The sequence below is a fragment of the Micromonospora sp. LZ37 genome (assembly GCF_059359015.1).
On the sequence record NZ_JCADBL010000006.1, the window covers coordinates 319,080 to 339,746 of the forward strand.

The window sequence follows — 20,667 nt, forward strand, 5'->3', positions numbered from 1 at the left end:
ATCAGTCATGCGCGCCTTCAAAATCACCGTAGCTCCAGTGGGTAGCCCTTTCGTAGGACAGTGACCGCTAATTATTCGATCTAGTCAAGTCGGCCATGCGACTTCGGCTTCTGCACAAGAAACTACGTAAGCGTACCGAGTCGCTAAGGGCGGGTCGGCAGAGTTGGCGAAGCGACGACGAACGCCTCTTGCAGCCTGTACGCTTCGGGTCTCGACTTGAACCGGCAGAATCGTGAGTCATGGACAGCGCCCAGGCGATCCCCCGGCACCAGACAGCGATTGCCCGTCAGCACCTGTCCAAGCCCATCTCGCTGGCAATGGCCGACGGCATCCTGAGCGATAAGTCGACCTTGTTCGACTACGGCTGCGGGCGCGGCGGAGACGTCGCCCGCCTCCAGGCCATGGGCTACACCGCCCATGGCTGGGACCCGGGACATAGCCCCAGCGCCGTACGGCGCGCGGCTGACGTAGTCAACCTCGGGTACGTCATCAACGTCATCGAGAATCCCACCGAGCGGGCGCAAACGCTTGCATCAGCCTGGGCGCTAGCCCGGCAGGTACTCGTCGTGGCGGCCCGACCCGAGTGGGAGGCGCGAACGATCACCGGCCACCGTCACGGCGACGGTCTCATCACCAAACGCGGCACCTTCCAGAAGTTCTACTCGCAGGAAGAACTACGCAACTGGATCGACGTTCAGCTGGGCACCCACTGCATAGCCGCCGCTCCCGGCATCTTCTACGTCTTCCGCGAGGACACACACGCCCAGACCTTTCTAGCGTCACGTGCTCGGCAACGACCCGCGGCCGTGCGCCGGCCACGGATTCGGCAAGCCCTCTACGACGCTCACCGCGAGGACATGGGCGCGCTGGCGGCCTTCATCACCAGTCGTGGCCGACTCCCCGAGCCAGAGGAGGTGCCCGGAACAGCAGGTCAGCTCCTGAGCGCCTTCTCTTCGCTGAGACAAGCCGCAGCGAAGTTGCGGGATGTTACCGGCAGCCAAGACTGGGACAGGGACCTTGAACGAGCCCGTCGTCAGGCAGAGCGGGATCTCCTGGTCTACCTCGCACTTGCCACTTTCAGAGGCCGACCCAAGGCGTCGGATCTGCCAAAGGGGATAGCGCTTGACGTACGAACGCTATTCGGATCCTACCGAACTGCCTGCTCCAAGGCAGACGAACTGCTTCACGGCATAGCCGACCAAAAAGGTTTGAATAATGCGTGCAGTCTCTCTCATGTCGGAAAACTGACGGCCGACGCCCTGTACGTACACGCTACTGCGATCCAACTGCTAGATCCGCTTCTCCGTGTATACGAAGGATGCGCCCGAGCGCTCACTGGGACGGTAACAGAATGTACCATCATCAAGTTTTCGCGGATAACGACCAAGGTCTCCTACCTGTCCTATCCAGACTTCGATAAGGCGCCACACCCCGCATTGGCGACATCCCTGAGGGCGGACCTTAGGAAGTTGGATGTCAAGTTCACTGACTTCCGCCGATCAGCTAACCCGCCCGTGCTCCATCGCAAAGAATCGTTCGTCCCCCTTGACTACCCCGGCCGTGACAAGTTCGCCCGGCTGACCAAGCAGGAAGAGCGCGCCGGGCTGCTGCACGAAACCGCGACCATTGGGACTCATGCCGGGTGGGAGAAAAGGCTACAAGACCGGGGCTACCGGCTGGCTGGGCACCGCATCATCCGCACCACGACGGCGACCGCCCCTTCGGCCTTCCAGTAATCGACGCCGCTTGCAATCTGTCTGCTTCGCGAACCAAGGGTCTTCGCTGGCGCTCGGCCAGCCTTCTCGTCGTTGCGCGCAGGTGTGGAAGCATGGTGCCATGGATGCCCTGCCCGGCTCCACAATGCCGCCCGCCTCGGTGCAGGGGTTGTTGAACCTGCTCGAAGAGGCGAAAGGGTCTGTGCAGGTTCTGGATCCGTCGGAAGAGGTGAGGGCGGCCTGGCGTCGGCTGATCCATGCTTTGCGGTCTGGCAGGTACGTGCCCAAGGGCTGGCATCTGGTTCACCGCGGCCGCAACACCGGTGACCTGGTTATTGAGCTACGGCGGGGCCGCCACCCGAGCAAGCAGTACCAGCCGGCAAGTCGCTCATCGATGCCGGTCCCCGAGCTCTTGGTGGATCCTCATCCGGTCATCGACCGGTTGCGTGAGCAGCCCAGCCGCCTACCGGAGTCCGACGAGAACCGCTCCCGGACGCTGCTGATCCTTCAGGCGCTATGTCTGAAGGCGGAGAGGCGGGAATGGGCCGTCAGGTCCGGTACGGACGCGCTGCTGAGCATGGTCGTCGACGATCAGCCTCTCGAGGTGCGGGTACGGGAGGAGAAGGGAGCCCGCTGGGCGCTGCGCCTGGTGCTCACGGTCACCGACGCAGACGCCGGTGTGGCCGAGTGGAAGGACTACGCCCGCAAGCGCCTTGAGGACGAGTTGCCCGCCATCCTGACGGACCTGCGCCAGCGTGGCCGGCGGCTACGTGACCGCCGCAAAGCTGCCGCGCGGGCCGAGCAGGCGCGGCTGCAGCAGGAACGCGACCGGGCGGTGACGGCGCACCGCGACCAGGTCCTGCGACAGCAGGTAGCTGCGTGGCTGCTGGCCGAGGACATCCGCTCCTACTGCACGGATCTCGTCACCGCCGGCATGCGGCTCGACGACCCGTGGTTGGCATGGGCACACACCTACGCCGATGACCTTAACCCGCTGGCCGACCCGCCCGGAATCCCCAGCGGACCGCCGCCTTCGGCGGCCGTGCCGACACCGAGACAGCAGCACGCCGAGAGGACTGCTTCTGCGTCGCCGCCCTATCAGCCGTGGCATCCGAACCGCCGCTGGTACCACGGCTAGTACCAGTGCCCCGGAGGTAGGTACGGCCGCAGGTCGTCCCTCTCGGGTGCTGGCGTCTTCGGCATGCCCTCCCGGCTGAGCTGGGGATCACGTGGTCGGCATGCTGCAGGATCCACGTCGCCCAGGCCCGCACCTCCTGCGCACGGTCCGGCTCCAAGTCGTCAGCGACCGCCGCTAGCGCTGCCGCGTAGGCGCGGGCGTCGTCGGTGAACTGCCGCTCGCCGATACGAGCCTGGATGGTCTTGCGGCGGTGGTCCTCGGTGAACTGGCGTCGGGCCTCATCTTCCCGCCGCTGCCGTTCCCGTCGGAGCTGCTGTTCGCGGCGCTCCTCGGCCTCGCGACGCGCGATCAGGAGGTCGGCCCACCGCTCGATGTGGGTGAAGATCTCGCCGAGTTGCCTGTGCAGGGGTTTGTCGGCGGTGTCGGTCCAGGTGTCGTAGCCGCGGCGCCGCGCCGGATGCACTTCCTTGATTGTCAGCTGTAGCGGCTTGCCGCGTTCCCCGTAGAGCTGGAGCGGAAACTCGTCCCGGTCGATGCGCAGGATCAGCTGGCCGCTGTCGTAGTGGTCCCGTCGGTTGTGCCGGAACAGCGTCTCGTACCCGCGGAACTCGGCCTCGGTGATGATGGCCTGCCAGATCTGGCGCATCCGCTGCACGGGCCGACGCTTGTTCGGCATCAGGTAGGGCCGGTGCTGGTAGATCACCCGCTCGGGGAAGTCCAGCGCCTCGGTGAGGTCTTGCACGATCGGGTGTGGGCGGCGCACGGTCGAGGGGACCGGGACGACCCGGCCGAGGAACTCCTGCGTGCGGGGCCGTGGACGCGGAGGCGGAACCCACTGCCGGGTTGGCTGATCCGGGGGCGCCAACGCGGGCGACTCGACGCCCCGGCGGTCGACCTCCACAAGCAGCAGCGACATGCCACCCGGAAACGACCAGCTGCGCAGCCGGTGCGGACCGGCTCGCAGCAACCGCAGCTTGGCCACCTTCGCCGCGTGTCGCCACGCGGCCAGGGATTCCTCGTCCAAGCCCTCCAGCTTGAGCCGGCCATGCGCCGCTCTCACCCGGTCGAGCACCAGCTCCGGTGTCACCTCCATCACCGTCTCCTTAACGATCCCACTCGCTGTGCGGGACGCGTTCATGCTGGCCAAATTGCCGTAGCGAGTCGCCTCCGGATGCTCAGGCATGGGCATGGCCGAGTTCCTCGATGACCTCGTCGATTGACTTGCCAGAGCCGGTGGTGCGCTGGGCATCGTCGCCAGCTGGCTGGGGCTGATGCTTGGAGGCTTCGTCCGCGCTCGCCGCGCGAACAGCGGCCGTCGGCGCCTACGGCCCTCGTTCCGAATAATGGGGATAGGGCAGACCGAACCACCCCGCGAACGGTGGAAATTCGTTGACTGCCGTGCCCACCTCGGGGGTGGGCTCAGGGGCGCGCCACGGCGCTGCGGTTCGCCCATCAGGCTCTAGCCCGTAGCGGCGCAATTGCTCCGCCTCGGTCCCTTCCAAGCTGAGTTCGAGATCAACGAGGCCGGCACCTGCCAGGCACGCGTCGCGAAGCGCTCGATCGGCCTCCTTCGCGCGCCCGTCCTTCTCGAGTACATCGGCCAGCGCCGACAACACTTCCGTCGTTGGTTGCGCCACGCCACGCAGTAGTTGTTCCGCCTCAGCAGTGCGCCCGGTTTCGCCGAGCATGCCGGCCAGTTCGACGAGCGCGTGCAGGTCCTCGGCGGCTGTCTGACGAAGGAGCGCTTCGGCCTGCTCGGGCTGACCGGCTTGCCGCAGGAAGTGCGCGAGCCGAACCGGCGCCTGGGGTTTGCCAGCGGCGGTCAACCGCCGAAGCACCTCGTTCACCTCGTCGTGATGCCCGAGGTGCATGAGTTCGTAGGCAACATCGAGAAGGACCTCCTGGTCGTCGGTGGCCGCCCGCCGCCGTAGGACATCCGCCGCATCCTCGGTCTTGCCCAAGCGGTCCAGCATGTTGGGCAGCAGCAGATTCGCGTGCTCGTCGCCGGCGTCGGCGGCCCGCCGCAGCCAGCCTTCGCCTTCTTCGAAGAGCTCGGGATCGTCGTCGAGTTCGATGCCGTCCTCGATGAGCAGTCCGGCGAGCCGCTGCATGGCCCAGGCATGGCCCTCTTCGGCCGCGTGTCGCAACAATCCGTCCACTCCGCACCACTGGTCGGCCTCGATCAGAAGTTCGATGCAGTGCAGGAGGGCATCCGCGGGGATCCTCTGGACAATGGTCGAGCGTAGTGTCTGGCTCTCCTCTGCGCGGCCGAGTTCATCCATGAGGCCGGCGAGCAGGATCGCGGCGATCGGGCTGCCCTTGGCGGTCTGCTGGTGCAGCAGGGGTTCCAGATCGCCATGCTGGTCTTGCTCGTACAGCACGTTTGCCAGTACGACGAGCGCGGGGGGATCGCCTTGTTCTGCGCGTCCCGTCAACAAGCTGCGGGCCTCGTCGCTGCGTCCGCTGTCGGTGAGTAGGTACACGAGCCGAACATGAGCGTCGAGATCGTTAGGGTTTGGACGAGCTGTCGCAAGTGCCGCTCGGCGTCGGTGGGGTCTTCGTGCACCTCCTGACCCGAGGTCGCGTCCCACACGTACCGCTGGGCGAGCGATTGAATGGCGCCCTTATGGCCGAGGTCGGCGGCCCGCCTTACCCAGGGGTCGCTCTCGTCGTGCCGGCCGAGTCTGCTGAGGAGCACGCCGATGGCCATGGCCGCACCGGGTGAGCCCTGATTGGCCGGCGACGCGCAGAGCGTGACCGCGTCGCGGTAGAGGTGGCGTTCCTCGGCTTCCCTGGCCAGGCGTAGCTGGTCCTCAAGCGGGCCTTGGTCGGCGAGCAGGACGGCCCACAACTGTGGGGGCAGCGGATACATGTGTTGCTCGGGACGCAGGTGCTGAAGGAGATAGTCGGCGAGCACGTAGCCGTCGGGCTCGCCGAGGTCGGGCTGAGACCGCACCGGCGTCAGCGGAGCGATGACGCCCTTGACCATCCGGGTGACGTAGGCGATAGCCGCGGCGAACCAGGGCGCCGTGCGGGCCCGTTGCTGTTCGTCGAGATAACCTGCCGCCGCGTGTTCGAGCATCGTCGCCGACAGCGGGGCGGCGCGACCGGCGGCGCGGGCATCGGCTGCGGCGAGCATGAGCGCTCGGGCGTACGGATCGGCATCCTGGTAGGCGGCGATGAGGTCCGGGCCGGCTGCCAGTGCTTGGGTGATCCGATTCGAGGATCCGGCGGTCGCGATGGCGTCGCGGAGGCGTGGATCGGAGCGCGACCGGGCCAGTTCGACATCGGCGGGTAGGAATGTCGGCGGTACGTCGATGCGGACGGCTCGGGCCAGCAGTGTTCGAATCTCATGGTGCGGATCGGCGTCGCCCGGGTTCGGCTGCGTGGTGAAGCGTTGCCAGTACTGCGGCCACAGGGTGCCGATCACGACCACAGGCGCGTTCGATCGCAGTATCTCCATCAGGGCGACGGCCGCCGCCTCGCCGTGCGGGGAGCTGAAATATCGCTGCGCCTCGTCGAGCCAGATGACTGAGGGTGGACTCGCTGGCCGATCCCGCAAGGCGAGCGCGGTAGTGGGGAACTCCAGCGCCCAGTCCGGCAGGCACGTCAGGACCGCCTCGTATGCGGTGCGCGTCTTCCCGGTCGACGAGCCACCGACGAGGACGACGAACACCCCGTTAATGGGCATGGGGTGCAGCAGGCGGCGCAGGTTCGCGTCATGGCTTCGACCGACGTAGTCCGGCAGCGTCGTCGCGACCTGCTCCGCCGGGCTGATCGAGCGGTGCACGCCCAGGTCAAAGGGCTCCCAGTCGACTACCCGGCGCTCCGGCGCTCCGGCAGCGCTCCGCCGCTCACGCAGGGCTTCGTTGACATCATTGATGGTGTCCAGGGCCTGAGCCAGGACATCCCCCGGCGTGAGGAATTCCGCGAAACGTCGGCTGATCTCGGGATAGGCGTCCAGGTAGGCGGACAACTGATTGGCGTCCCACAAGGCCCAGCCCTTGAGGCCGAGGCGCTGCCCGTATGCGCTGAGTAGGTCGTTGACGCGGTCGATGCCGCCGCGCCCCGCGACGCTGGACAGGCGGACGTTCGTGGCAACGATCAAGTACTGCGGGATCCGGCCATCGGTGACGCGCCGCCGTCGCGGATCAAGCCACTGGTCCAACTCGCTCGTGAGGGTCTGGCACAACCATTGACCATCGGCGACACCGCCAGCGGTCCGGCGGCACTTCGCCTGGAGGACGCCGTAGCCGCACCAACCAGGCCGAAACGACACCTCGCCGTCGAAGGCGGCCTCGCGGCCACCGTCCGGTCCCGCGCCGAAAGCCTGGATCGCGGGCCCAGCACCCGCACCGCGAGCGCCCTACACAACTCCTCGAATCGCCGCTCGTCGAGTCTGCTCAGCTCGTATGCCACAAGACCATGATGAGCCTAAACTCTGACGCGCTGCGTCCCCGGTGGACAGCAGACATGTCCAACGAGGCAGTAACAAAGGGCGGCTCCAGTAGACGACCGCCTCTGACACTCGTGGTCCACATGCCTGCAGCTTCCCGTTCGGCCGCCCTCGACGGCCCCGGGGAACCTCAGGTCGTTCGGCGGTTGGCTCCATGTCGGACCCTGCTGGTTCACTGGCCGCAATGACTGACGAAAGAGGCGTGGAGTGACCAATCAGCCGGACGAACCCTCGCGGCAGCACCCGAGCCTGCTGCGGGTCGCCGCGTGGATCCCTGACATCGACGAGAACCTGGAGCGGTGGGAGGAACTCGAGCAGATTGCGGTGCAGTGGATCGAGGAGCAGGCTGCCGCCGACGGGGTGACCCCGGTGGTGTTCTACAACGGGGCGAAGGCGCACGGGGGCCCCGGCCCGGTCCACCGGCTGGCGAGCCGCTACCGGTTCAGCTACCCGCTCGACCGAAACCGGCCTCGTGGCGCTGTAGTGGCGTTCCACCCGGACGCCCGGTCGCTGCGCCAGGCGACTGACCTGGCGCGCGGATCGGCACTGGTGGTCTTGGAGAGTGCGATGACCCCGCTGGCCGGATGGGCTGCCGGGACCCGGGCAGCGGACTTGTCCGGGGTGTATCCGCAGGTGCCGGCGCTGGATCCCGAGGCGCAGAAGGCCCTCGACCGGGCCCTGTTCTTCGGCGGGCACAACAACTGGACCGGAAGTCACGAGCGTGAGCACGCCCGCAAGGCATTGGACGCCGTGCTGCGCGGCGGGCTGATCGACGTCGACACTGCCGTGGGGTATGCCCTGGCACTCGCAGGGGTCTCGGAGGTGGGCGCGAAGAACCTCCGCGGCAGCCTGGAACGCAAGAGGCGGTAGTTCCACCCCGGGGAGACAGAGCAGATGAAAGGTACCGAGCCGGCCTCACGTGCCGAGGCCGACGCGCAGCTGCGTGACCGGGCCGAGCGCCTCGTCCGGGCACAGCTAATGACCCGGGAGGATCAGGACTTCGCGCGCAGCCAGAAGAGCATGATCGGCCAGACGATGCGGGAGTACGGCGGCCGCTTCCTGTTCGAGCTGATCCAGAACGGGTACGACGCGCAGCCGCCGGACGCCGGCAGCGGGCGCACCGCGGTGGTGTTGGCGCGCGGCGAGGGCACACACGGCACTCTCTACGTCGCCAACACTGGGCGCGGGTTCACCGCCAGCAACGCCCGGCGGATCCGCTCACTCGGGCTGAGCGACAAGCCGATCGGCGAGGGTATCGGCAACAAGGGTGTCGGCTTCAAGAGCGTGCTCCAGATATGCGCGACTCCGGAGGTCTACAGCACGCTGGACAACGGAGATCCGGGGTTTTGCTTCCGGTTCGCTACCGAGGACGACGTGCCAGGGCTGGTTGGCGCAGATCCGGTGCTCACCCGGCAGATCATCGACGAGGTTTCGCTCTACAGCATCACGTTGCCGGCCGAGGGGACGCCCGCTCGGGTGGCGGCGCTGTGGGCCGACGGCTATGCCACCGTGGTGCGGCTGCCGCTCGACGAGGGCGCCGTCGAGGCGGTGGCCGAGCGCCTCGACGAGCTCGAAGCGTCAGAGGTGCCGCTCATGCTGTTCCTGAAGCGGCTGGAACGGGTCACTATACGGAGAGAGGACGGTTCCGCCAGCGAAGAGCGGGTGCTGACCCGGGTACGCAGCAGCGCGCCGGTGGCGGCCGATGACTTCACCAGCGACCTTGTGACGCTGGACGAGGACGGCACTTATCTTGTGCTGTCTCGGCGGGTCGATCCGGCCGCCTACCGGCGTGCGGTGCAGGAAGCGATCGACCGGCGTCAGCTCGACCCCAGGTATGCCGAGTCGACGGCGACGGTCGAAGTCTCGGTCGCGGTGCCGTACGGGGCTGCGGACGCGCATGTCGGCCGGTGTTACACCCTCCTACCGATGGGCCGTAAGGCGCCGTCGCCGTTCGCGGGGCACCTCAACGCGCCGTTCTTCACCGACCTGTCCCGCACGGACATCGACGAGACGAACCCGCTGAACCGGCTGCTGCTCACCTCGGCGGCGGAACTCTGCCTCGACGCGGCCGAGGCGCTCACCGGCTGGCCGGACGACGCCGCCCCTGCGGCTGTGCTCGATCTCTTGTGCTGGGACGACGACCGCCTGGGGCTGCTCACCTCTCGCGCGGAGGAGCAGGGCCGACCGCTGGGCGAACGCCCGCTGTTGCCCGCGCAGGCGGCCGGCCGCTGGCTCACACCAGCTGCGGCATGGCGCTGGCCCGTACCCGACACAGGCATGCTGACCGCAGCATTTGCGACAGCAGCCAGCGGCGCCGAGTTCCTGCGGGAATTGCCGCCGCGCCGGCAGGCGCGGCTGAGGAGCCTGCTGTCGCGGCTCGGACTTGACGTGACGCCGGAGCCGGAGCGTCTGGCCGGCTGGGTCGAGCAGATGATGGCGGTGATGCAGCGCGACCGCCGCCCGATCAGCGACTGGGACCAGGCCTACGCGGACATCGCGCGCCTCTTCGAGAAGGCGCCCGAGGCGTTGCGGGCGCGGCGCATTCTGCTGACCGACTCGGACGAGCTCGCACCGTGCGCCGGCCGGCGGGCCGGCGAGACATCCGCGAGCCGGGAGGCCGCGCCGTTCTTCCCGCCGACGACCCAGCGGATCGCCGACGAGGACGACGTCGACCCCGGCGCCGACCTGTCGCTGCCGGCAAGCCTGTCCAACCGGCTGTTCTATCTGCACGGCGATCTGACCTGGCACATCAACCGGCAACAGACCCCGGCGCGCAAGTTTCTGCAGGACAACCGGCTTGTGCGCGGCTTCGAGACGCGGGGCATCCTCGAACACATCCGTGCCGTGCTCGCCGACAGCCGCGCGCAGCGGGTCGCCCGGGACGCGCTGACGTTCGTCTTCAACCTGAGCCGCAGCGGTGCCCGCATCAAGACCGACCTGGCTGCCCTGGGCTTGCTGCTGCCGACTGCGATCGGCGTTTGGATGGCCGCCGAGGACTGTCTGTTCTCGTCCGACTGGCCGGGTACCACCGGCAAGGAGCTGTCCGCGATCGCGGCCACTCCAGAGGACCGGTCGGCCGAGCTGTACTCGCTCGCAGGCCGGTTGCTGACACCTCCGGCGCAGGTCATGCGAGCCGGCGACCATGTTGCCGACTGGGTTGCCTTCCTGCGGCGCATCGGCGTTGGCGAGGTGGTGCCGCTCAAGTCTGTATCCGACGGTCGCGGGATCTACGGCAGCAACCTGACCCGCGATCGGCTTTCGGCCGTGCCCGGGCTGCCCGATCCGGTCCGCAACCAGTGGGCGAAGGTCCTGCCGACGACGTCCGCTGCATGGTATCCGTCCACCCCCTACGTGGTGAAAAGCCCGCTCTGGTGGATGCCGGGACAAGCCGACTGGGAACGGCTGACCGACCGGGTGCGCTTGCACCTGGCACGGCAGATCCTGCGCGGACTCAAGGGCGCCTGGCCGGCCGACGCCCTGACAACCGTCTGGGAACGCGACCGGCCCGGCGACAAAAACCCGCAACGGCGATGCACGCCGCTCGGCGCGTTCCTGCGGACGGTGGCCTGGTTGCCGACGCAACGACCCGGCCAGAGCGGCGGGGCTTTCGCGACGCCGGCCGAGTGCTGGACGTTTCCGGTTCGCAGTGACGACGTGCCGCCGCGGTTCGCGACGCTGCTCGCAAAGCCGATGCGGGATCTGCTCGACGACGACCCGGTGGCGCTGCGGCGGCTGACCGAGCTGGGTCTGGGCGTGTGGGGCCGGGACGCCGATGCCCCGCGTTTGGTGCGCCACCTAGGCGCGCTCTTTCACGCCGGCGCGGTTACCGAGATGCACGCGGCACAGTTCCACAACACGTACCGGGCGGCGTGGGCGGCCTGCGCCGCCCGTGGCACCGAGGTGGAGCCGTTCCCGCCGGACACCCGGGGCTACCTCGTTGTCGACGTCGGCGGCTCGTCGACAGCCCTGCCGCTCGAGCCGGCCAGTGGCGACCAGGAGCCGCCCGACGTGGTAGTCGCGTCGCGGGACGACGAGCAGAGCCTGCTCCGACTGATGGCCGACTTCGGGTGGCGGGTCCTCGAAGTAGACGCGCATCCCGAGACGGTCACCGCCATCTTGCGCCGCCGCCTCGGCGACCGGGTTTCACGTGCCAGCGGCGTCACGCCGGTCGTGCTGCTGGACGGACACGAGTTCGGCCCGCCAGCCGTCGCCAGCGCCCGACCGATCGTCGGCATCCTGCCGTGGCTGCCGCTGTTCGTGGCGACGCTGCTCGAACACCAACGCAGCCAGTTCAGCCGCCTCGGTCAGCGGGCGTTCGACGACACGCTCGACGCGTTGCGGCGGGTGCGGGTCGCCTTCGCTGGCACGGTCGAGGTGCGCCTCGGCGAGGAAATCCGGCGGCTCCCGGACCGGCTGCACGGGGTGCTGCCGATGCCGCACGCCGCGCATCCCACCCTGATCGTCGAAGGCGCGGAGACGGAGCTGGACTGGGACATGCTGGAGGCGATGGCGGAGCCGCTGGCATACCTCATCGGCCGGCGGGACTACGCCCGCACCTTCCGGTGGGCCTCAGAGCGGACCCGGCGGGTCGGCGTCCCCGTCGCCCAACTCGCCGACGACGACGTGGCCGAGATATGCGACGTCACGGCCGAGGACGTCCGGACGATGGCGCGGCGAATCCAATCTTCCCTGCGACCCTTACTACATAGGCTCCATCCCGTCGTCGCGCATTACCTGGACGCCGAGTCGGCCGCGCCGTTCGACCCCGACTCACCGTCGGTGGAAAGCGAGCAGGAGGCCCGAGACCGGCTTACTGCGCTGGCCGACCGACTCGACCACGAGCCGGACGAGCTGTTTGCCACCGCGCTCGACGCTCCGACGCTCGCGGCGCTCCAGCAGCAGCTGAAGATACCGGTACGCGAACTCAACGCCACCCTGTCCGGCATGGGCGGGCGCTATCCGCTCATCGACTACGGCGCGCAGCACTCCGAGGACTTCGCCGACTACGTACGCCACCATCGCGACTCGCTGCTTGACCGGCTGCGCTGGCACCGGTGGGACCGCTTCGCGGCCGGCGAACCCCAGCCGGACTGGCCCCAGCTCCGGCGGGTTGAGTTACTCGCCCCGGACCCGGAGTGGGGCACCACCGTCGACGTTCTTTCGACCGATCTCATGGCGGCGCGCGTCGAGGAAGAACTCACGGCGCGGCTGGGCGAACAGCCGCCAGACAGCGGCCCCCCTCTGCCGCGCCGCAGCGACTGCGCCAAGGCCAACGCCGAGTTGGTCGATACCGCCGCCGGCAGGCTGACCAAGCTCGTGCGCGCCTGGCTCGAACGGCACAGCCGCCCGGTCCCCGCGCCGTGGACAGACGAGGCGTCGGCAGGCCCGGCGCTGCGCGCAACGCTCGACGCGGCCGGCGCGCTCGACTTCGCCATGCTGACGCTTCCGGACGTGCTCCGCTGGCTGCAAACTCTCGGCGTCTGGCCGACGGACATGCCCGCGACCGATGACGTTGACGCGCTTGGTCTCACCTCCGACGACCTCGACCGCCAGAAAGCCGAGGAGCGGCAGCAACGCGCCGAACGGGAACGGCAGCGGCGGACCGTGAACATCGACGACAAACCATTCGACCTTGACGACGGCTTCACCTCGCTACGCGCGGCTCTCGACAATTCGCTGGACCGAACACCCGCGTTCCTGGCCACTCCACGCAGGTTCACCGGCCTCAAGGAAACCGACGCCCGGTCCGGCCCCGGCGGCCGGATCGCGGGTGGCGGCTTCGGCGGCGGTGGGTTCGCGTCCGAGCTGTCAAGCCTGCAAAAGCTGGGGGTGGGTTTCGCTGGCGAGTGGTTCGCTTATCGATGGCTGGAGCGGCAGTACGGCGCCGACTTCAGCCCGGAATGCTGGGTGTCGGGATACCGTGAGCGGGTCTACCCCGGCACCGGTGACGACAGCCTGGGCTGGGACTTTGAAGTCCCCGGCCGGCGCGGCACCTGGTACTACGAGGTCAAGACCACCCTCGCCGAGGGCGGTCGAATCGAGCTGGGCGAGACTCAGGTCATCGCGGCGCAGGAGAACGCCCGGAACCGGCGGTGGCGGCTCCTAGTGATCACCAACGTCATGAATGAGAACCGCCAAATCCGTATGCTCCCGAACCCGTTCGACCCGGCGAGCCGCGGCCGGTATCGCTTCGTCGGCCAGGGTCTGCGTCTGGAGTACCGCTGGTCGTGACCGCCGGCATCTACACGGGTATCCCTGAACTTCGCTGTCGCGTAGAGTTACTGAGCGGCTTCGGCTCGTGTGACCGAACGCTTCTTAACCACGCCGCCCTGCAGTAGCGGAGCCCGACATCGGCCGATGATGCCGAAGGGCTGAGACCCCGCCAGCGGCAGCGCTCACGCCTCTTCCACGCGCTCACGCATGAGCCGGTCGTTCTTGCTGTCCTTCCGCCGCAGGCTGCCTGCCGGTCATTGACCAGGCCGTGTTGGAAGCCGCACTGGTGTGCCCTCCTGCCGAGGAGTGTCCGATGGATGTGTTCCGCCCCGACCTCGAGCCGTTGTCGTCGAAACGGTGGCTTGCCCGCCGTTTCCCGTACCGCGAGGAGCTGATCGCCGACCTAAGCCACCGCATCCGCCGCGCTCCTGCGCCGATCACCGTGTGCCCGCCGAATCCGCGACACTTCGGCCACGCTATCGAGAAGACCTTCGCACTCGACCTGTGCGACACCCCGCCGTACCCACACCTGTTCGCCAGCCTGCCCAAGACCGAGCGCCAGACCCTCCTCACCACCGCCGGATACCGGCCCGACCACCGGAGAGGCGACGCGGCGTGGCGCAGGACCAACTCTGAAGTGCCAGGTGCCCGCCTGCTCACGGTGGGCAGCGTGCTCACCATCCTCGAACAATCCCTGCGACAGCTTCCCATCACCACGCCGGACGAGGCCCATGCCACGCTGCAAGGTCCGCTGCGGCATCGCCGGACCATCGCCATCTGCGCGACCGCGACCCGTGCCGCCCGACCAGCATTTGCCGCCTTCTGGGCCAGCTACCTCAGCGGATTCCGTGCTGCGCTGCGTAGTTACGGCCCCCTAACCGCCGGTCCCGCCCTACTCGATGGGCTGAGGGTCGCCGACCTACTCGCCGGCACCACGATCGTGGAAGTCAAGACCGGCCACCTCACCGAGACCCACCAGTTCGAGGGTCTCATCGACCAGGTCCTTACCTACACGCTGCTCGCCGCTGTGAGCGGTTACCAGGTCTCCGCGGTTGCGGCGTACCTGGCCCGCTACCACGTACTTGCCCGCTACCCGATTGATGCACTCACCACCGAGTTGGCCGGCGGACCTGTCGACACCACCGAAGCCGGCAACCACCTCGCCACCCTCATCCGGGCCGAGTATCCATAAGCCGCCGCAGCGCTATACGAGACGGCTGCGCAACGGTCCCACTCGGGGCGGTGAGGCGGAAGCCCGCAGGATCGTGCCGGCCCCAAAAACCTGGTGCCGAGGTAGGGCTCGGGCTTCTTCCGTTTGGGGTTCTCGGGCCAGGTCTTTGGGCTCGGTGAACAGCTGGGCTGCCTCCAGCACTGCAGGCGCCGGTTGGTGCGGACGAAGGCCCTCTTCAGGCCAGACTGCGGGTCGATGAGCCTGGCAGGTTGGAAGAAGGCGGCGTCCTGCAGTCCGACAATGGCGCCCAGGCGGTCGTGCTCCTGCCGAGAACATCCCTTGCGAGGCGGTTGGTGTGCAACTGGAGCGTGGCGTCGCCGGTCTCCTTCTTGTCCGGGTCGGGTCGGACACCGGCCCCGACCTCGGCGCCGTTGCGCAGGCGGACGATGATGTTGAGGTCGTCGTGAAAGCGGACCACGTTGTCGTCGGCCAGGTCGGACTCGCGTGCGAGGCCGAAGTGGTGCTCCAGGGCCGCCAGGTGATTCGTAATGAGCCGGAGCACTCGGACCAGTGGTGGGCCTATGCGGTGTTCGGCGGGGGACGGCCTTGCTGATCCGGTGCATCACCGCAATGATGGTGGCGCTGGCCGGATGAAGTCTCTGCCCCGCAGGCTCCTTACGACCGAACCGCGGCGGCCCTGCCACCTGTCTTGGCTCTAAGCTTGGTCGGCAAGTGGGGAAATCGCGAAGGTCGCGATACTCAAGATCATTTTTGGGTCATGTCGCACAGGGAAGTCAGTCGTTGACGCTAGGGTCAGGTCAGCGTCTGCGGCGGCTTCATGCACGGCGGCTGGGGGAGGTGCGGCGTACGTGGCGACAGCTGATCAAGTCAAGGCCCTGGTCAGAAGTCATGGCGAGGGTGACGATGCCCGCTTCTACTCGGTAGCCCTGCAGGTGGCCGCGAAGGCCGCTCGAAGCGGTCAAGCGCACTTCGCCCAAGAGCTGCGAAATCTAGTCGATGGACTCCGAGCAACTTCTGAGAGGGCAGACAGGCCTGTTAGTCGCCCGGTTCCTGTCGCTCGACCACGAGGTGAGCTAGCTGACCTCCTGAGCGTCGCCTACCCGACCACGCGTTTGGCAGACCTCGCGCTGGAGCCGGAAGTTCGGCAACGGTTGGAGCGTGTCTTGCTTGAGCAGCGACAGCAAGACAGACTCCGAGAACACGGCTTCGACCCTCTGCGTCGCCTCCTACTAGTCGGCCCGCCCGGGACCGGAAAGACGATGACGGCGCGCAGCCTCGCCGGCGAGCTTCGACTACCACTCTTCACCATCCGCCTGGACGCCCTGATCACCAAGATGATGGGCGAGACGGCCGCAAAGCTGCGGCTTGTGTTCGACGCGCTAGCGGAGACCCGGGGAATCTACCTGTTCGATGAGGTCGACGCTCTTGGGGGAGAGCGCTCCAGGACCAACGATGTTGGTGAGATCCGACGCGTGCTGAACTCCTTCTTGCAGTTCTTGGACCAGCAGGACTCGGACAGCCTCTTGGTGGCCGCGTCGAACCACCCTCAACTGCTCGACCGCGCGCTGTTCCGGAGGTTCGACCTCGTTGTCGGGTATCCGCTACCCACGCCCGAGGTCAGCAGGGCTGTTATCCGCAATCGGTTGGCTACTATGGGGCCCAAAAAGTGGGCGTGGAGTGCTATCGACGAGGCCGCAGCAGGCCTGAGTCACGCCGAGATCACAGTCGCCTGCGAACTAGCCGCCAAGGAGGCCATCCTGTCTGGTCAGCAACACGTCACTCCTGCCACCCTGGCGGCAGCCCTGCGAGATCGGCAGAACATGGCCCACGAGAAGCAGTAAAGATGGCCCCTCGAAACCGCCCCCATCTCCTCCTCACGCGAGCCGCCACTGCCGAGCCATACCGCCGCCCCGGAAGCGGGGGCGACAACGGCACCGTGGCGGCACCCTCGGATCGTCAGGCTCACGCGCAACGGCTCTACGAGCAACTGAGAGAAGTCGACACAGCCGCACAGGCTAGGCGCGCGGAACGAGAGGCGACCGTCGAAGGAGCAATCGACGGCCTGTATCTAGTGTTCGAGAGCTTTCCTGGCGTCGGCCTAGCACTCCAATCGCTGGAATCGCAGCGCAGGGGTCTCCAACCAGAACTGGTCTCGGTCCATGAAGTCGAAACGCCAACAGGACCGGTGGAGCAGGCGACCGTCTTCGTCCCAGACGGCAAACTTGGTCACTTCTTCTCCAATCTCGAGGGCTACGCTGAGACCACTAATGACGCCAAGCCGAAGAACGCCAACCTCGTCGACCGGATCGCAGCGGTTAGGCTAGCTTCAGTCGAGGCGCTATGGACCGATCCGCCAGAGCAATTTCCAGAGCCGGATGCCCGTGTCTGGTGGGAAGTGTGGCTGCGTCGCCGCGACGGCAACGAGATCGGCCGTCTTCAGCAGTTCGCCGAGCGGGCGAGAGTCCGGATGGGCCCGCGTACCCTGGGATTCTCGGACCGAACGGTCGTCTTGGTCGAAGCGACCGCCCGGGATCTGGCAACCGCCCTAGACGTGCTCGATGACCTCGCTGAGCTACGTCAACCTCATGAACTCGCGCAACAAATTGCCTCTGAGCCCGCCAGCGAACAGCGTGAGTGGGTAGACCAACTCGTCGACCGAACAAGCGCCGCTTCAGCCGAAGCCCCCACCGTATGCATCCTCGATACCGGTGTTCACAAAAACCATGCGCTCTTGACACACTCACTCGACCTAACCGACTGCCACTCTTGCGATCCGAATTGGCGGCTTGACGACCACGGTGGCCATGGTACAGAGATGGCCGGCCTCGCTCTCTATGGCGATCTTGGCAAGGTCATACGATCAGCGGGACCAGTAAGGCTTCGGCACCGCCTAGAGTCTGTCAAGCTGGTACCGCCGCCTCCTCAGGCGCATCCACCCGAGCTGCATGGTGCAGTTACCGCCACAGCGGCGAGCCTTGTGGAGGTTCAAGCCCCTGCGCGTCGCCGGGTATTCTCGATGGCTGTTACGGCAAAAGGAGGACCGGTCCAAGAGGACGGCAGCCGCCGTCGCATGACGGGCGAACCGACGTCGTGGTCTGCAGCTGTCGATGCGCTCGCGGCCGGAAGAAGCATCGACGTCACAGACAACGGCTTGGTCTATCTTGACCAGGCCGAGGAGGCAGCTCGTCGCCTCTTCCTCATTAGCGCCGGGAACGTGGAGCGCACCAAGTTCCAGCAGCAGGACTACCTGACCCGAAACGATGTCGAGCCGGTCGAAGACCCCGGACAAGCGTGGAACGCGTTGACCGTGGGGGCCTACACAAGCCTGGATAATCTCGCATCCGCAGGGCAAATGTGGGACGGCTGGATACCGCTTGCCCCCCGCGGTGAGCTATCACCACACAGCCGAACTTCCGTCCCGTTCAGCCGTAGATGGCCGGTCAAGCCCGACATCGTGCTCGAAGGCGGCAACGTCGCCTGCTCGCCCGCGGGAACGAGCTATGACACTCCAGAGGCCCTGCAGGTGCTGACCACCCGACACCCGGGCGTCGATGCACGCCTCCTCACAACCACCTGCGCAACCAGCGCCGCCACCGCCCAGGCTGCTCACCTAGCCGCATCGATCCTTGCTGACTACCCGACACTTTGGCCTGAGACGGTTCGTGCCCTGATCGTCCATTCTGCGGAGTGGACCACTGCCATGCAGCAGCGCGTCGACCGAGCCCGCAGGGTAGGCAAGGCCGCGGTCCATCAGCTCCACAGACGATACGGAATGGGCCTACCCAGCCTAGATCGTGCGACCCGCAGCGCAAGCGACGCACTCACCCTTATCGTTCAGGACACAATCCACCCTTACCGCGACGGAACCATGAGGGAGATGCACCTTCACGACCTGCCATGGCCCACTGACGTCCTGACAGGACTCGGAGCCGCGCAGGTCAGGATGCGCGTGACATTGTCGTACTTCATCGAGCCCAACCCCGGACGCCGCGGTTGGCAACGGAGATACAGCTACGCATCCCACGGCCTTCGCTTCGACATCCGACGGCCTACAGAGTCCACTGATCTTTTCCGCAAGCGCATTAATCAACGCGCGCTAGCCGAAGAGGAGCGCCGACCGAGTAGCACCAATGACGCCAAGCAGTGGATCTTCGGGAGTAATCAACGAACCGCAGGCTCCCTCCATACCGATATCTGGGAAGGATCAGCGGCGGATCTCGCCGGATGCGGCGCCATAGCTATCTTCCCCGTGACTGGATGGTGGAAGGAGAACCCCAAGCGTGACGGCAGCGACTCCGGCGCACGCTACGCTCTCGCCGTATCCATCGAGACCCCGGAACAAGACGTCGACATTTGGACACCCGTCGCCCAGCAGATCGGCGTTCCCGTCGCGATCCAAGTCTGATCGGACTCATTACTGCCTGCGCGTCCCCCGCAAGAGCCCGCGGGCTTGACCAAGCCCGCAGCAGGAGGGCGGCCAATCGCACGCACCGCCTCGATTGCTGACCGCCAGCGAGCGAGCCCCGCCACACCACGCGACGAGTACGACCAACTCCGTGCCGCCCTGCACAACAACCGCCCGGAGCGGCCTCGCCCTGCAGAACCGGACCGGCCACCCCGACTTCGCCCAATATCTCACCGGACGAGCCCTCTGGGTCGGTCACCACCACCCGGCACGCGCAGCCAAACCCGTCACGCTGCTGGCCCCGGCTCTCGCGGCACCGTAGACTGACGCGGCGCGGCAACTTCGTCGGATTCCGGCATGAACGCGTCGGACCGACCAAACTACGGCCTGAGCAGGACTTACGTCAGCTCTGCTGATCTTCAGCAAGCGACCACAGCAACGCGCGTGTGCGCCCCACTAACGTGAAAATCGAATAGGAACCCGCAGGTCATCAGCATATGCGTGCAGATAGAGCGTCGTCTTAGGAAACCGATGCTCTATCCCCTGAGCTACGAGGGCGCGAGCGCCTAGTCTAGCGACCTTGGGGTTGGTACGGCGTGGCAGGGAGCGCCCCGCGTTGTCCCGGTCGGGCGGGCCGGGTGACGGACCCGCGTAGACCACGCGGAGCATGCGAGGCGAGCATGATCAATAGCCGGGTTGACCCCAAGCGGCACCGATTGGCCCACGGTGGCACCGGCAGTCCCGGCGCCCCTCATGGAAATAGACCTGACATGAGCGACATCGCCACCACCGGACTCACCGGTCTGCACGGCCGTGCCCGACAGGCCACCGATACGGAGATCGCCACGGCGCGCCGCCTGCTCGGGCTGGCGGAGGGCGACGTGGTGTCGTCTTCGCCTACCCCGGCCATGGCGTGGGCGAGACGTACCGCGACCTCTCCGGCTGCACCAACCAGATGCTGCTGCTGTCGGCCGCGCACCATGAGCTGAGCCGCCTCGGCATCCAGGTCGGCGCGTTGAGTACCGAGGAGCCGGCCAGACACGCACACCTCGACGCGTCCCTGGCGTTTCCGCAGGTCGGCGACGACGACGCGGCCGCACTCCCGCACGTCGACCGCGACGGTCGGCGCTATCTCACCCGCTGGACGCTGGTCCTGGGCGGCCCGCGGCACGGTCTCCTCGTCGATCAGATCGACGACAGCGTCGGGCACACCCGGGCCGTGGTCGACCTGCTGGTCGCCGACCGGTTGCGGAGCTGAGCCGCCGCCACCGGTCTCGAAGTCCACGGCGAGCCCCCGGGTCACCGCCACCTGTGCCAACGGCGCCGACTCGGTGGCCATCGTCGCGTTCAGCACCGACCCGGTCGCGGCAGGTCGGGCCGCGCGAGCGGAGCGTCCCGGCAGGCGGCGTACGGCTTGCGGCGCCCGGTCACGCCGAAGCGTGTGGTGCTGCCGATCGGCTCGCGGAGCCGGCGTCGCGGCCGCCGGGCCCGCATCTTCTCTCGGACCACCTCCACCGTACGCCAGAAATACGAGCTTCCCGTCTGTTA

General features: G+C 67.2%; 11 protein-coding genes. 7 read left to right on the plus strand and 4 right to left on the minus strand.

Annotation, left to right across the window (positions count from 1 at the left end; genetic code table 11):
- Positions 1 to 239 precede the first annotated feature (239 nt).
- Positions 240 to 1,736 carry a DNA phosphorothioation-associated putative methyltransferase gene (locus AC5L3Z_RS15790; RefSeq protein WP_494842675.1) on the plus strand — a complete coding sequence of 499 codons (1,497 nt, stop codon included), beginning with the start codon at positions 240 to 242 and terminating at the stop codon, positions 1,734 to 1,736.
- Positions 1,737 to 2,701: 965 nt separating this feature from the next.
- On the opposite strand, the gene AC5L3Z_RS15795 is transcribed toward AC5L3Z_RS15790, so the two are convergent.
- From AC5L3Z_RS15795 to AC5L3Z_RS15805, 3 genes are all read right to left on the minus strand, one after another.
- Positions 2,702 to 4,042 (minus strand): hypothetical protein, encoded by a 1,341-nt coding sequence (locus tag AC5L3Z_RS15795; RefSeq protein WP_494842676.1) that lies wholly within the window; start codon positions 4,040 to 4,042, stop codon positions 2,702 to 2,704.
- A gap of 133 nt (positions 4,043 to 4,175) precedes the next feature.
- Complete coding sequence (locus tag AC5L3Z_RS15800) at positions 4,176 to 5,336, minus strand: hypothetical protein (RefSeq protein ID WP_494842678.1); 1,161 nt, start codon at positions 5,334 to 5,336, stop codon at positions 4,176 to 4,178.
- Positions 5,285 to 7,045 carry an SEL1-like repeat protein gene (locus tag AC5L3Z_RS15805; RefSeq protein ID WP_494842679.1) on the minus strand — a complete coding sequence of 587 codons (1,761 nt, stop codon included), beginning with the start codon at positions 7,043 to 7,045 and terminating at the stop codon, positions 5,285 to 5,287. Before AC5L3Z_RS15805 ends, AC5L3Z_RS15800 begins: the two co-directional genes overlap by 52 nt.
- Positions 7,046 to 7,516: 471 nt before the next feature.
- Here AC5L3Z_RS15805 and AC5L3Z_RS15810 point away from each other — a divergent pair, with 471 nt between their 5' ends.
- From AC5L3Z_RS15810 to AC5L3Z_RS15820, 3 genes are all read left to right on the plus strand, one after another.
- Entirely contained in the window at positions 7,517 to 8,179 is a 663-nt protein-coding gene (locus AC5L3Z_RS15810) for a hypothetical protein (RefSeq protein WP_494842681.1), read from the plus strand.
- A 24-nt stretch (positions 8,180 to 8,203) separates the two neighbouring features.
- Positions 8,204 to 13,540 (plus strand): sacsin N-terminal ATP-binding-like domain-containing protein, encoded by a 5,337-nt coding sequence (locus AC5L3Z_RS15815; protein WP_494842683.1) that lies wholly within the window; start codon positions 8,204 to 8,206, stop codon positions 13,538 to 13,540.
- A 295-nt stretch (positions 13,541 to 13,835) separates the two neighbouring features.
- Positions 13,836 to 14,714 carry a hypothetical protein gene (locus AC5L3Z_RS15820; RefSeq protein ID WP_494842685.1) on the plus strand — a complete coding sequence of 293 codons (879 nt, stop codon included), beginning with the start codon at positions 13,836 to 13,838 and terminating at the stop codon, positions 14,712 to 14,714.
- Between the two features lie 214 nt (positions 14,715 to 14,928).
- Here AC5L3Z_RS15820 and AC5L3Z_RS15825 read toward each other — a convergent pair whose 3' ends face one another.
- A complete protein-coding gene (locus tag AC5L3Z_RS15825; RefSeq protein ID WP_494842687.1) occupies positions 14,929 to 15,255 on the minus strand; it encodes a hypothetical protein in 327 nt (108 codons plus the stop codon).
- 391 nt (positions 15,256 to 15,646) lie between these two features.
- Here AC5L3Z_RS15825 and AC5L3Z_RS15830 point away from each other — a divergent pair, with 391 nt between their 5' ends.
- The 3 genes from AC5L3Z_RS15830 to AC5L3Z_RS15840 all read left to right on the plus strand — a co-directional run bounded on the left by AC5L3Z_RS15830 (position 15,647) and on the right by AC5L3Z_RS15840 (position 20,377).
- A complete protein-coding gene (locus AC5L3Z_RS15830) occupies positions 15,647 to 16,555 on the plus strand; it encodes an AAA family ATPase (RefSeq protein ID WP_494842733.1) in 909 nt (302 codons plus the stop codon).
- A 95-nt stretch (positions 16,556 to 16,650) separates the two neighbouring features.
- Positions 16,651 to 19,119, plus strand: coding sequence for a S8 family peptidase (locus AC5L3Z_RS15835; protein ID WP_494842689.1), 2,469 nt, complete (start codon positions 16,651 to 16,653; stop codon positions 19,117 to 19,119).
- Positions 19,120 to 20,032: 913 nt separating this feature from the next.
- Positions 20,033 to 20,377: a hypothetical protein gene (locus tag AC5L3Z_RS15840; protein ID WP_494842691.1), complete on the plus strand. Its 345-nt coding sequence runs from the start codon at positions 20,033 to 20,035 to the stop codon at positions 20,375 to 20,377.
- Positions 20,378 to 20,667 lie beyond the last annotated feature (290 nt).